The organism is Telluria sp. ZT3P25, from assembly GCF_059685895.1.
The window spans coordinates 410,148-424,050 of the sequence record NZ_JCASIJ010000002.1 but is presented as its reverse complement, the minus strand read 5'-3'; the positions used below and the strand labels follow the sequence as shown (position 1 = coordinate 424,050).

Below are 13,903 nucleotides of genomic sequence, written 5' to 3'. Positions count from 1 at the left end.
CCTGCTCACTAACTTCGTGCCAGTAAATTGACTATAAGTATTAGTGCCACACGGCAATTTGACAGCGCACAGTTTTTCCACACGGAAATTTTTTCGCTTGAGGAATAGCAAGGCTTACGCAGCAAGGCGCAATGACCCGTTAAAGCGGGGTAAAAATCAGCGACAATAGTTGCCGCTAGTACAAAAAAGCATTATCCTGCTTCGCTTGGCCGCTGCAAAAGGCGGCACCTATGGCCCGGTTGCGCGTCATGCCACGCCACCTGCAGGGTCTTCTCTTTTCGTGCTTGGCTGGCCTGATAACGACGACATGGATTCCCTGCTGCAACACATGGTGGACATGACTGGCCACCGCGATCACACCATGCTGGACATCTCCGTGGTGTCGGCGGTCCAGGAATTGTCAGGCGCGAGCCAGACCCGGGTGCTGGGCATTTCCAGCGTCGGCGGCCAGCACTTCGTGCGCTCGCGCGCCTGCATCCAGGCCGGCGGTGTTGCTTGCCCGGAAGAGCCACAAGACAGCGGCCCGGGCGAACCGATTGCGACCTATCCCGAACTCGACGACTGCCTGCGCCAGCACGCCACGCGCGCCGAGGGCATGGGGGCCGACGGCTTGCGCCGTCTGTGGCTGCCGATCTGGTTCGGCGAGCGGGCCGATACCTGCCTCGAGATCGCCCACGACAGCCCCTTCACGCCGGAAGCGCTGTACATGGTCAGCGGCATCGTCAGCGTGTACCGCAATTTCCAGAATCTGCTCGACTACAGCGAACGCGACTCGCTCACCGGCCTTCTCAACCGCAAGACCTTCGACGACCAGCTGGCGCGCATGCTGCATGCCACGGACGTCGAACCGGTGATACCGGGCCTGGCCGAGCGGCGCGCGCAGCACGGGGCAGAACAACAGTGGCTGGCCGTGGTCGACGTCGACCACTTCAAGACCGTCAACGACCGCTTCGGCCATCTGTACGGCGACGAGGTCCTGATCCTGATCGCCAACCTGCTGCAGTCGTCCTTCCGTACGCAGGACCGGGTGTTCCGCTTTGGCGGCGAAGAGTTCGTCGTGCTGCTGCGCTCGACGACGCTGGAGAACGCGCGCCGCATCATCGAGCGTTTTCGTCTGGATGTCGAAAGCCACCACTTCCCGCAAGTGGGGCAAGTCACCGTCAGCATCGGTTTTACCAGCGTCAGTGCGGCCGATTCGCCGGTCGTCACGCTCGGTCACGCCGACCAGGCGCTGTATTTCGCCAAGGCCCATGGCCGCAACCGCGTCTGCCACTACGAAGCGCTGGTCGAAGGCGGCCTGCTGCAGACCGTCACGACCAACGACACCGCCGAATTCTTCTGAGCGCGCGTCGTGCGCGTTCAGGCCACCTGCATGAAGCGCAGCGGTTCGACCTGCCACTTCTCGGCCGACTCGTGACGCAGGATTCGATCGCCGCCACCAAAGCCCAGCGGCCTTGACAGATCGACTGTCTCGGGCTTGATGTAACGCTGCTGCCTGGTGTGGAAGAACACGTTGACCTTTGGCGTCAGCAGGCTCGTTTCGTGCGACTCGACCACCACGCCCAGACGGCCCGATTCCAGCAGCACCAGCGTGCCGACCGGGTAGATCCCGACGCAGCGCATGAACGCCTGGACCAGCGCCGGGTCGAAGTGGAACTTGCTCCACTCGTACAGCTTGCGCAGCGCTTCGGCCGGCGGCATCCCCCTGTGATAGCAGCGCTCGGACGTGATCGCGTCGTACACGTCGACGATGGCCGCCATCTGCGCCAGTTCGCTGATCGCGCTTCCGGCCTGGGCGTCCGGATAGCCGCTGCCGTCGCGCCGCTCATGGTGGTGCAGCGTGATGTCCAGGGGAATGGCGCCGATGCCGGGCGTGCGCAGCAGGATGTCGTGGCCGTCGCGCGGATGGCGCTTGATGATGGCGAACTCGGCGTCAGTCAGGCGCCCCACTTTGTTAAGAATCGCATCCGGCACCAGCGCCTTGCCGGTGTCGTGCAGCAGGCCGCCGATGCCGGCCTGGTAGACGCGCTCATCGCTCAGATTGCGCGAGCGGCAGAACGCCACCAGCAGCGTGCACACGCTGACCGAATGCAGGAACGTGTAATCGTCCTTGTTCTTGATCTGCAACAGGCCGAGCAAGGCGCCCGCGTTGCGCAGGATCGATTCGGTGATGTTCTGCACGACCGGCCCGACCGCCTCCAGGTGGACGGCCTTGCCCATGCGGGCGTCCTGCATCACCGTGCGCACCACGCCCACCGCTTCGCGCCGCACCGTGGCCGCGCGTTGCAGTTCCTCGCCAACGGAGATCCGTACCCGGCTGGTCGCGGTGGTGGCCAGCGCCGTCATTTCGGCTTCGGTGGCTGCCTGCGCCTGGGCCAGCGTCGGCGCGTCCACGTCCATGCCGCGGCCGCAGTCGATCACGACGCCGTGGATGCGCGCGTCGCGGATTTTCTGGATTTCGCTCTCGCAGGACAGCAGGAACTGACTGCGTACGAAGGGATGCTCCATCCAGCCACAATCGAGATCGTGGATGAACATGCCGACCCGGAGTTGTGACGCATCCACTTTTTTCAACATCTGACGTACCCCTCTGGTAACCGGCGCGGGTATGTCCACGCGCTATGCCGAAAGTATACCAAATGATTGCAATAAATCACTTAATGTTATCTTTAGTAAACTTCATGAAACCGGTTCATTTGTTCACTGCTTGACGTTAACGTTAACGTCAGCTACCGTACCAGCACTCCTCGTCCTCCCGCCTACAAGGACTGCTAGCCATGAACGATACAACTGCCGCCGCCACGCTGGCTGCCCCCGCCCCCGCCACCCTGCAACTGGCCAACAAGGTGCGCTTCGTCACCGCCGCCTCGCTGTTCGACGGCCACGATGCGTCGATCAACATCATGCGGCGCATCCTGCAATCGAACGGGGCCGAGGTGATCCACCTGGGCCACAACCGCTCGGTCGACGACGTCGTCACGGCAGCACTGGCCGAGGACGCGCAAGGCATCGCCATCTCGAGCTACCAGGGTGGCCACGTCGAATACTTCAAGTACATGATCGACCTGCTGCGCGAGCGCGGCGGTGCGCACATCAAGGTATTCGGCGGTGGTGGCGGCGTGATCGTCGCGCACGAAATCGATGAGTTGCACGCGTACGGCGTCACTCGCATCTTCAGTCCGGAAGACGGCCAGCGCATGGGCCTGGTCGGCATGATCCACGCGATGCTGCAAGCGTGCGACGTCGACCTGTCGCCGTATGCCCCGACCACGCTGGCGGCGCTGCAGCAGGGCGAGCTGGCCGCGCGCCACCGGCCGCTGGCGCAGCTGATCACGGCGCTGGAAAACGACAAGGTCGACGCCGCGCTGCGCGCGCAGATCCTGGAACACGCCGCGACGCTGCGCGTGCCGACGCTGGGCATCACCGGCACCGGCGGCGCGGGCAAGTCCTCGCTCACCGATGAACTGATCCGCCGCATCCGCCTCGATCAGGGCGACCACCTGAACATCGCCGTGATCTCGATCGACCCGTCGCGCCGCAAGTCCGGTGGCGCGCTGCTGGGTGACCGCATCCGCATGAACGCGATCAGTCCGTGGAACGGGCAGACGCGCGTCTTCATGCGCTCACTGGCCACGCGCGACGCCGGCTCGGAAATCTCGCAGGCACTGCCCGACGTGATCGCCGCCTGCAAGGTGACCGGGTTCGACCTCGTGATCGTCGAGACGTCGGGCATCGGCCAGGGCGACGCCGCCATCGTGCCGCACGTCGACACGTCGATGTACGTGATGACGCCGGAGTTCGGCGCCGCCTCGCAGCTTGAAAAAATCGACATGCTCGATTTCGCCGACTTCATCGCCATCAACAAGTTCGACCGCAAGGGCGCGCTCGACGCGCTGCGCGACGTGGCCAAGCAGTATCAGCGCAACCGCGAATTGTGGAGCCAGAGTCCGGACCAGATGCCGGTGTTCGGCACCCAGGCGTCGCGCTTCAACGACGATGGCGTGACGGCGCTGTACCACGGCCTGCTGCCCCGGCTCGCGGCCCTTGGCCTGCCGATCGATGCGAGCAGCCTGCCCGCGCCCGCACTGCGCTACTCGAGCGGCAAGAATGTGATCGTGCCGCCGGCGCGCAGCCGCTACCTGGCAGAGATCGCCGACACCGTGCGCGGCTACCACCGCCACGTGGCACGCCAGGTGAAACTCGCGCGCGAACGCCAGCAACTGGGCGAATCGAAGCGCATGCTGCTGGCGGCTGGCCACAACGCCACCACAAGCGATGCGCTCGACGGCCTGATGGCCGAGCGCGACAACGCGATGGATGGCGAAGCGAAGAACCTCGTCGCGGCCTGGCCTGCGCTGCAGGCCGCGTATGCCGGTGACGACTACGTCACGCACGTGCGCGACAAGGAAATCCGCACGCGCCTGGTCACAAAAACCCTGTCGGGCAACCCGATCCGCAAGGTCGCGCTGCCGCGCTTTGAAGACCACGGCGAAATCCTGCGCTTTCTGATGCTCGAGAATGTGCCAGGCGCGTTCCCCTACACGGCTGGCGTGTTCCCGTTCAAGCGCGAAGGCGAAGACCCGACCCGCATGTTCGCCGGCGAAGGCGATGCGTTCCGCACCAACAAACGCTTCAAGCTCGTCTCGACCGGGATGGACGCCAAACGCCTGTCGACCGCGTTCGATTCGGTCACGCTGTACGGCGCCGATCCGGCGCTGCGGCCCGATATCTACGGCAAGGTCGGCAACTCGGGCGTGTCGATTGCCACGCTGGACGACATGAAGGTGCTGTACGACGGCTTCGACCTGTGCAGCCCGTCGACGTCGGTATCGATGACGATCAACGGCCCGGCCCCGACCATCCTGGCGATGTTCATGAATACGGCAATCGACCAGCAGATCGACAAGTTCGCACACGACAACGGCCGCCAACCCACGCCGGACGAACGCGAAAAAATCCGCGCCTGGGTACTGACCAGCGTGCGCGGCACCGTGCAGGCCGACATCCTGAAGGAAGACCAAGGCCAGAACACCTGCATCTTCTCGACCGAGTTTTCGCTCAAGGTCATGGGCGACATCCAGGAATACTTCGTGCGCCACGGCGTGCGCAATTTCTACTCGGTGTCGATCTCCGGTTATCACATTGCCGAGGCAGGCGCCAATCCGATCTCGCAACTGGCGTTCACGCTGTCGAACGGCTTCACGTTCGTCGAAGCCTACCTGGCGCGCGGCATGCACATCGACGACTTCGCACCGAACCTGTCGTTCTTCTTCTCGAACGGCATGGACCCGGAATACACGGTGCTCGGACGCGTCGCACGCCGCCTGTGGGCAGTGGCCATGCGCGAGCGCTACGGCGCCAACGACCGCTCGCAAAAACTCAAGTACCACATCCAGACGTCGGGCCGTTCGCTGCACGCGCAAGAGATCGACTTCAACGACATCCGCACCACGCTGCAGGCACTGATCGCGATCTACGACAACTGCAACTCGCTGCACACCAATGCCTACGACGAGGCGATCACGACGCCGACCGACGAATCGGTGCGCCGTGCGCTGGCCATCCAGCTGATCATCAACCGCGAGTGGGGCCTGGCCAAGAACGAGAACCCGAACCAGGGCGCGTTCATCATGGACGAACTGACCGACCTGGTCGAAGAGCAGGTGCTGCAGGAATTCGAGCGCATCGCCGAACGCGGCGGCGTGCTGGGCGCGATGGAAACCGGCTACCAGCGCGGCAAGATCCAGGAAGAGTCGATGCTGTACGAGCACCAGAAGCACGACGGCACGCTGCCGATCATCGGCGTCAATACCTTCCGCAATCCGAAGGGCTCGGGCGCAGCGGCGACCATCGAACTGGCGCGCTCGACCGACGACGAAAAGCAGTCGCAGCTGCAACGCCTGGACGCGTTCCACACACGCCATGCGGATGCCGCGCCCGCCGCGCTGGCCGCCCTGCGCCAGGCCGCAATCGATAACCAGAACGTCTTTACGCACCTGATGGATGCCGTGCGCGTGTGCTCGCTGGGGCAGATCACGACGGCGCTGTTCGAAGTGGGTGGGCAGTACCGGCGCAATATGTAATCACGCCGTCGGCAAACGGCCTAGAATGACCCGGTCAACACCACGGAGTCATGCATGCCGATCCGCCCCGCACAGCTGGCTGCCCTGATGCGCGAAGTCGAGCGGGAAGACCCGATCGACTTCGCCGACCTCCCCTTCCCCGAAGACGAGCTGCGCGACCTCGTGGCCAATCACCTGTGCGAGATGGCGGCGGCGATGGAGAACTTCAGCCACGAAGACCGCCTGATGACACTGCTTGCCGTCTCGGCCAAGCTGGTGCTGGAAAACCTTGTGCTGCACGTGCAGTTATTGCGGCGGCATGGCTTGCCGGTGGGTGAGCATGTCGATGCCCTACTGCAACGCCTGCGCAGCGATCCGGGCAGCGATGCGGGCTGAATTGCGCCGTGCGGGTGGCCTGCCATCTTTGTAACAATTGCTCTCACTTTTTTGCTGTCACCGGCGGCCGGAATTTGCAACAATCGCATCCGTTTGTACGTTGGCGCCGCTATTCCTTCAGGTATTATTTGTTGTTGAGGAATTTCGCTATCTGGCGAAACAACGAACTCCATTGCCTGAGGAATCCCACATGTCGCGCCACGCTACCAAGCTTACTCTTACCGCCCTGCTGTCCGGCGCCATCCTGGCCGCTGGCCTGTCCGGTTGCAACCGCACCCAGTCCACCGAGACCCTGCTGGCCGAAGCCACTGACTATCAAAAAAAGGGCGATATCAAGGCGGCGCTGATCCAGCTGAAAAATGCCGTGGCAAACAGCCCAGAAAATGGCGAAGCGCGCATGGCGCTGGGTACCCTGCAATTGTCGACCGGCGACGCCGTGTCGGCTGAAAAAGAATTCGGCCGCGCCCGTTCGCTGAACATCCCGGCAGCGCGCGTTCTGCCGCTGCTCGGCCAGGCACTGACGCAGCAGGGCAAGTTCAAGGAAGTGCTGACCGAGATCACGCCCGAAGCGGCGGCCGGTTCGGCACCACTGCTGAGCCTGCGCGCCGATGCGCTGCTGGGCAGCGGCAAGCCGGAAGAAGCGCAGCAGGCCTACGCCGCCGCGCTGGCGGCCGATGCAAATTCGGGCGAGGCCCTGATGGGCATGGCGCGCATGGCCGCTGCCAAAGGCGACCGCGAAGCAGCAACCCGCTACGTCGAGGATGCCGTGGCCAAGGATGCGAAGAATCCCGAGGTCTACATGATGCGCGGCTCGATGCTGCGCATGATGAACAAGCCGGAAGAAGCCCTGGCAGCGTATGACCAGGCGCTCAAGCTCAAGCCGGATCACCGCGGTGCCCACATTGAAAAAGCCTACGTCGAGATCGCCCGCGGCAAGTTCGATGCAGCCAAGATCGAAGTCGAGGCCGCCGAAAAGAATTCGCCGGGCAGCCTGCTGGTGGTGTACACCCGCGGCCTGTACGAATTCTCGCAAGGTAAATACTCGGCGGCGAAAGATGCGCTGGCCAAGATTCTCAAGGTCGCGCCCGATCACCAGCCGAGCATCCTGCTGGCCGGCGCATCCGAGCTGAACCTGGGCGGCACCCAGCAGGCCGAGCAGCATCTGCGCAAGTACCTGCAAAGTAACCCGAACAATGTCTATGCACGCAAGCTGCTGGCCCAGGCACAACTGCGCAATTCGCAGCCAGCCGATGCCGCTGCAACCCTGGCGCCGGCCCTGAAGGACGCGCCGCAGGATGCACAACTGCTGGCGCTGGCAGGCGAGTCGTACATGCAGGTACGGGACTTCGACAAGGCCAGCAGTTACCTGCAGCAGGCTGCCACGCTGGCGCCGCAAGCTGCCGCCGTGCGCACCTCGCTGGGCCTGTCGCGCCTGGCGCAGGGCGACCAGGCCCGTGGCCTGAGCGAACTCGAAGCGGCCGCTACGCTCGATCCGAAATCGCTCCAGGCCACGATGGCACTGGTACAAACCGAGATGGGCATGAAGCGCTACGACCGGGCCGAGGCCGCCGTGGCGTCGCTCGAAAAACAGCAGCCGGACAGCGCGCAGGTGCAGCAGCTCAAGGGCGCTGTGTACATGATCCAGGGCAAGAATGCACCGGCACGCACGGCGTTTGAAAAAGCCGTGCAGCTGCAGCCGACGTTCCTGCCGGCCGTGACCAACCTCGCACGCCTGGACATGCAGGAGAAAAAGCCGGACGCTGCCAAGGCGCGCTTCACGGCCTTCCTCGAGAAAGACAAGAACAATGCCGACGCGATGGCGGCATTGGGTGAGCTGGCGCTGCTGCAGAAGAACACGGCCGAAGCCACCACCTGGTTCGAAAAAGCCAGCACGGCCAATCCGCAGGCAACCGCCCCGGCACTGAAGCTGGGCGCGCACTACCTGCGCACCGACCAGGCGCCGAAAGCACTGGCACTGGCGCGCAAGTTCCAGACCACGAATCCGACCGATGCCGGCGTGCTCGAACTGCTGGGCCAGTCGCAGGTCGCCACCAAGGATCTGAACGGCGCGCTCGACACCTACAGCAAGCTGGCCAATGTGTTGCCGAAATCGGCGCCGGCGCAGATTCGCCTGGCCGAGGTGCAGCGCCTGCTCAAGAACGACACTGAAGCCGCCGGCCACATCAAGCGTGCGGTCGACCTGCAGCCTGATTTCATGCCCGCGCGTCTGATGCAGGTAGACGCGGCGATGCGCGCCAAGCGCCCGGACGATGCACTGGCAGCAGCGCGCCAGGCGCAGCAGGCCGCGCCGAAAGCGCCGCTCGGCTTCGTGCTCGAGGGTGACATCCTGATGAGCCAGCAAAAGAGTGCACCTGCCCTGCAGGCGTATGAAAAAGCGGCAGCGCTGGCGCCATCGTCGGAGCTGAATGCCAAGGTCGTGCAGGCAATGCAAGCGGGCGGCAAAGGCAAGGAAGCCCAGGCGCGCGCCGAGAAATGGCTGGCCCAGAACCCGACCGACGCACGCATGGCGCTGATGGTCTCCGAGATCAATATGGCGAACAAGGATTACAAGGCGGCCATCACCCGTCTGGAATCCGTACAGAAGACGGCGCCGGACAACCCGCTGGTGCTGAACAATCTGGCCTGGGCTTACCAGCAGGTGAAGGATCCGCGCGCGCTGCCAACCGCCGAGCAGGCATTCAAGGTCGCCAGCGACAACCCGGGCGTGATGGACACGCTGGGCTGGATGCTGGTGGAACAGGGCAATGTCGCACGCGGCCTGCCGCTGCTGCAAAAAGCCAGCACCCAGGCGCCAAATGCAATGGAGATCCGTTACCACCTGGCGCAGGCGCTGAACAAGAGCGGCGACAAGGCCGGCGCCAAGCGCGAGCTGGACAAGCTGCTGGCAGCGAACGCGCCATTTGCACAAGCCGATGAGGCACGCGCGCTGCTCAAGACGCTGTAATGTTGCACGCCGCCGCACGCGAACATTGCGCTTGCGGCGGCCTGATTGCCCTTTGCACACGGCATCCTGGCGGTGATATTTATTCATCCTATCGAACGCTCAATTTATTGATGTCCAGATAAGATGTCACTACACAGATAAGGATGTTTATCGTGAACGACGATTCATATGGAATCCGGCTTACCGATACGTCGGACGGTCGTAACTCGGCCAGCATGCTGATCAACAGGATGTATGCCTGGCGCGGCTATTCCGGCGATCACCAGCCGAGCAATGATCCCAACCGCATCACGCTGACTGCTACCGACAAGGGCGACGTGGTCGGCACCCTCAGCATCGGCATCGATTCCGAGGTTGGGCTGATGGCTGACGAAGTCTTCGGCGCCGAGCTCGATGCCCACCGCGCCAACGGCGCGCGCCTGTGCGAGTTCACCAAATTTGCCTTCGACCCGTCGGTACGCTCGAAAACGGCGCTGGCCAATGTGTTCCATCTGGCCGTCATCTACGCCCGCGACATGCATGGCTGCACCGACATCATCATCGAGGTCAACCCGCGCCACCGCCGCTTCTACGAGCGCATGCTGGGGTTTCGCAAAGAGAGCGAGCTCAAGATCAACACGCGCGTGGATGCGCCGGCCTACCTGCTGCGCGTGAACCTCAAATACGTTACCGAGCAGATCAGCATCTTTGGCGGCACCTTTGCCGCCGATGGGGAAACCGAAGAGCGCTCGTTCTACCCATACTTCTTCTCGCCCCGCGAGGAACGCGGTATCATCAACCGCCTGCTGCGCATGGATGAGTCGCATCCGGCGTAAGCAAACGCGCCGCCGGTACGCGCCCTGCCCTGCCTGCGGCGCCGACCAGCTTGTCCCTACTTTTTCGCAATGTCCCCGATGAGCAATCCGTTCCAGTACGAGCAGGCGTTTTCACGCAATATTGGCTGGGTCACGCCCGCCGAACAGCAGCAGTTGCGTGGCAAGCGCATTGCCATCGCGGGCGGTGGCGGCGTTGGCGGCGTGCACCTGCTGACGCTGGCACGCCTGGGCGTCACGCATTTTCATATCGCCGACTTCGACACGTTCGACATTCCCAACTTTAACCGCCAGGTGGGCGCGATGATGTCGACCGTCGGTCAGCCCAAGGCCGACGTTCTGGCGCGCATGGCGCGCGACATCAATCCCGACATCGAGATCAAGATTTTTCCCGAGGGCGTCCACGGCGACAATCTCGACGAATTCCTGGCTGGCGTCGATCTGTACGTCGATGCGCTCGACTTCTTCGCGTTCGACGCGCGCCAGCAGACCTTTGCCGCCTGCGCACGGCTGGGCATTCCGGCCACCACTGCCGCACCGCTGGGCATGGGCGCCGCCCTGCTCAACTTCATGCCGGGCAAGATGACGTTTGAGGAGTATTTTGGCTGGGGTGATTTGCCGGAACAGGAAAAAGCGATCCGCTTCGTGGTCGGCCTGGCGCCGGCCGGCCTGCACCGTAACTACCTGATGGTACCCGGGTCGGTGAACTTCGCCGAGCGGCGCGGCCCGTCGACCTTCATGGCCTGCCAGCTATGCGCCGGCATCATTGCCACTGAGTCGCTCAAGATCCTGTTGGGGCGCGGTGACGTGCTGGCGGCGCCCTGGGGCATGCAGTTCGACGCCTACCGCAACAAGCTCAAGCGCACGTGGCGGCCGGGCGGTAACCGGCATCCGATCCAGCGCCTGGCAATTGCCATCGGCCGGCGCCAGTTTGCCCGCATGGCGGCCGCTGGCCGCTGAACGACTGGTGCGTCGGTTCATCGGCGCTTTATGCCGACGAACCCGGCAACGAAAAAAAACCACTGTCCGTTACCGGCAGTGGTTTTTTTCTTGCTTGAGAACAGGGCCTGCGCGGCAGGCCCGTGGTTCTTAGGCAGCTTTCTTGTTGCGGCGACGTGCTGCGTACAGACCCAGCATGCCCAGGCCCAGCAGGCCAACCGATGCTGGCTCTGGCACTTCAGCTGCGTTCTCGAACACGACGTCCAGCGAACCCGTGATGGTCTGGGTGTTGGTCGCGGTGAAGCGGGTCAGCTGACCCGACTGGAACGACAGGTTGTAGAACGGGTTTGGTGCGACGAAGAAGTTCTTGCCGTCAGCGGTCAGGTTGAAGCTGGTGGTCGAACCGAAGCTACCGCAGTTGATGCCAGCGCCGCTACCGGTGCCGCAGGTCGACAGCGTTGGGTCCAGGTTGCCTTCACCGGCCAGTGGGTTGCCGGTAGCCAGCAGCAGGTCGTCGCCGTTGCTAGCGAACGAGAAGTCGCCCGTGCCGGTCGTTGCGTTGCTTGCCACGGTGGTGTTGCGGTTGGTGTCCAGGAAGAGCGACAGACCGCCGGTACCTGGCAGGAAGGTGAACTTGGTGTTCGAACCTTCTTGAGCAACGGTACCCGATGCCTTGTAGACAGCGTACATGCCGTAGTTGTTGCCCAGACCGGTGTCACCCGACTCGATTGCCGTACCAGCGTTCACGAACGACGTAGCGCGGAAGTACAGCGACACATCGAAGGTACCGTTGGCGTTGAACGTTGCCACTTCGGTGTAGGTGCCGCCGATGCGATCAGCGGTGAAGTTGGCCGAGTTACCGGTTGGGTTGACTTCGAACACGCCAGCGCTGGCGGTTGCGCTGAACAGGGCTGCAGCTGCGATCGATGCGGCGACGATGGTTTTCTTGAAAGCGGTCATTTCGTAAATCTCCTGGGTTGTCTGGGGTACTACTCACGAGGCTATATAAGCAATCACCGTGCCAGCTCAAGAGATTTGTTTTAAATCAAACAGTTAGCGATTTTCGTTGATCAAGATCAAACATCACTGTAAAAAATACCGACAGCATATTTCGCGCTCAATGAGCATGCTGTCGGAGTGGTCCTACACAGGCTTGTGGATGACTACATTCCACGTGTTTCCGGAAATAAATTCCGACTGCACCTCGTAACCTGCCGCCAACATTTTGGCACGCAGCTCTTCGACATGGAACGGGCTGTACAGGATGCCCTTGCGGATGCCCCAGTCGTTGATCTTCTGTGCTGCCCAGCGCAGCGGCGCAAATCCGGTTGGATACAGCAGCACATTTGCCGCCATCGTCCCGCCCGGCTTCAGCACACGCAGGATGTCACGCAGCGCGCCGTCAATCGTCGGGAAGCAATGGATCGAGTTGGCGATATTGGCTGTGTCGAAGCGGTTGTCGGCAAACGGCAGCTGGGCCGCATCGGCATGCTGCACCTGGACTTGCGGATTGTTGGCAAAGCGGCGCTTGGCGCCGGCGAGCATCGACGGCGCGTAGTCGATGCCGGTCACCTTCACTTGTGGCAGCTTGCGGCGACGGCGCCAGTTCAGCACCATTTCAAGCAGGGTTCCGGTACCGCATGCCACCTCCAGGTGGTCGGGACCGAAGTTGGGCCCGAAAAAGCGCATCTGCGTACCGATCGTGCTGTTGTAGGCGAAGGTCAGAATGAAGAAGCCGCGCAGGTCGTACCACCACGGTTCAGAGGAATAGGCTTCGGCAATTTCATCCCGGGTCTTACCTGTCGTCATGGCGCTTCCTCATTGTGATAAACACGAAGCGCTGAATATAGGACGTTCCTGCCAGGCAGGCAAGCACAAATGCAGAGAGGAAAGTATGGGGCGTCTTCGCCCCGGAAGCAATGCTTAGCCGAGCGCGCGCAGGCGGTTGATGATACCGGCCTCTTCACGCTGCGAAAAGAACCATGGGAACAGCGAGCGTTCGCCGACCGCCTTGTCCTGCATGCCGCCCCATTTGGCAACCTGCTCAGTACCGTATGCCGTGGCAGCGCTGAGCAGCACTGCCGGCGCCTGCACGCGTGGATTGGGGCGCGATTCGCAGACGGTCTGGAAACCCAGCATGGCTTCGTAAAAACGGCGGTGACGCGGATTGACTTCAATAAAGATGTGGCTGCAATGATTCAGGTCGCGTGCATAGATCAGGGCCACATGGAACAGCGACGCCAGTACGGCCTTCGACTTGATGGCCGGATCGACCGCCAGCTTGATGATTTCGCAGACCTTGCCGGTCCCTCGCTGGGTATCGATATAGTCGGCGAATACCTGGTCAGCCAGCAGGCCGATATCGGAATCGAGGCCCAGGCTCAGTGTGCCGAAAACCTGGCCACGGTCCGACGCGGTCAGCGTGATGCGGTTGGGGTCGTTACCGATCTGGTGGTTGCCACTGTAGCCGCGCCATGCATACATCTTGCTTATGAGCATGCTTGCAGAGTTACGCTGGGTGTCGATGTCGGCAGCGCGAATGCCGAAGACCCGTTCGTTGATGGTGACGTCAATGATGCTCGGATTGTCATCCGGGGCTGAGTCATCGCCACCAAACCCCGCGCACGGGATGGCTGGCGTTAATGTCTCGATCATGTACGTTCTCCTGACGGTATCGACGCGTCGTGCTGCGACGACAATGTGGTCATCATAGCATCGAATATTGTACT

The 13,903-nt window shown here is 62.5% G+C and carries 10 protein-coding genes; 6 read left to right on the top strand and 4 right to left on the bottom strand.

The genetic code is table 11. The features are described from left to right. Window positions 1-307: 307 nt before the first annotated feature. Window positions 308-1,342: a GGDEF domain-containing protein gene (locus AC56LY_RS20420; protein WP_499582683.1), complete on the top strand. Its 1,035-nt coding sequence runs from the start codon at window positions 308-310 to the stop codon at window positions 1,340-1,342. Window positions 1,343-1,359: 17 nt separating this feature from the next. Here the strand turns inward: AC56LY_RS20420 and AC56LY_RS20415 are convergent, their stop codons facing one another. Beyond that, complete coding sequence (locus AC56LY_RS20415) at window positions 1,360-2,577, bottom strand: cyclic di-GMP phosphodiesterase (protein WP_499582681.1); 1,218 nt, start codon at window positions 2,575-2,577, stop codon at window positions 1,360-1,362. Window positions 2,578-2,777: 200 nt separating this feature from the next. Here AC56LY_RS20415 and icmF point away from each other — a divergent pair, with 200 nt between their 5' ends. From icmF to AC56LY_RS20390, 5 genes are all read left to right on the top strand, one after another. After that, entirely contained in the window at window positions 2,778-6,083 is a 3,306-nt protein-coding gene (gene icmF / locus AC56LY_RS20410; protein WP_499582679.1) for a fused isobutyryl-CoA mutase/GTPase IcmF, read from the top strand. Window positions 6,084-6,137: 54 nt separating this feature from the next. Continuing rightward, window positions 6,138-6,458, top strand: coding sequence for a hypothetical protein (locus AC56LY_RS20405; protein WP_499582677.1), 321 nt, complete (start codon window positions 6,138-6,140; stop codon window positions 6,456-6,458). 190 nt (window positions 6,459-6,648) lie between these two features. Next, window positions 6,649-9,423, top strand: coding sequence for an XrtA/PEP-CTERM system TPR-repeat protein PrsT (prsT, locus tag AC56LY_RS20400; RefSeq protein ID WP_499582675.1), 2,775 nt, complete (start codon window positions 6,649-6,651; stop codon window positions 9,421-9,423). A gap of 143 nt (window positions 9,424-9,566) precedes the next feature. Further along, entirely contained in the window at window positions 9,567-10,238 is a 672-nt protein-coding gene (locus AC56LY_RS20395) for a GNAT family N-acetyltransferase (protein ID WP_499582673.1), read from the top strand. Between the two features lie 78 nt (window positions 10,239-10,316). Beyond that, window positions 10,317-11,195, top strand: coding sequence for a ThiF family adenylyltransferase (locus tag AC56LY_RS20390; RefSeq protein ID WP_499558413.1), 879 nt, complete (start codon window positions 10,317-10,319; stop codon window positions 11,193-11,195). A gap of 129 nt (window positions 11,196-11,324) precedes the next feature. On the opposite strand, the gene pepA is transcribed toward AC56LY_RS20390, so the two are convergent. From pepA to AC56LY_RS20375, 3 genes are all read right to left on the bottom strand, one after another. Further along, window positions 11,325-12,134 (bottom strand): flocculation-associated PEP-CTERM protein PepA, encoded by an 810-nt coding sequence (gene pepA, locus AC56LY_RS20385; protein WP_499582671.1) that lies wholly within the window; start codon window positions 12,132-12,134, stop codon window positions 11,325-11,327. Window positions 12,135-12,317: 183 nt separating this feature from the next. Next, complete coding sequence (locus tag AC56LY_RS20380; protein WP_499582669.1) at window positions 12,318-12,983, bottom strand: class I SAM-dependent methyltransferase; 666 nt, start codon at window positions 12,981-12,983, stop codon at window positions 12,318-12,320. 114 nt (window positions 12,984-13,097) lie between these two features. Further along, window positions 13,098-13,829: a GNAT family N-acetyltransferase gene (locus tag AC56LY_RS20375; protein WP_499582668.1), complete on the bottom strand. Its 732-nt coding sequence runs from the start codon at window positions 13,827-13,829 to the stop codon at window positions 13,098-13,100. Window positions 13,830-13,903 lie beyond the last annotated feature (74 nt).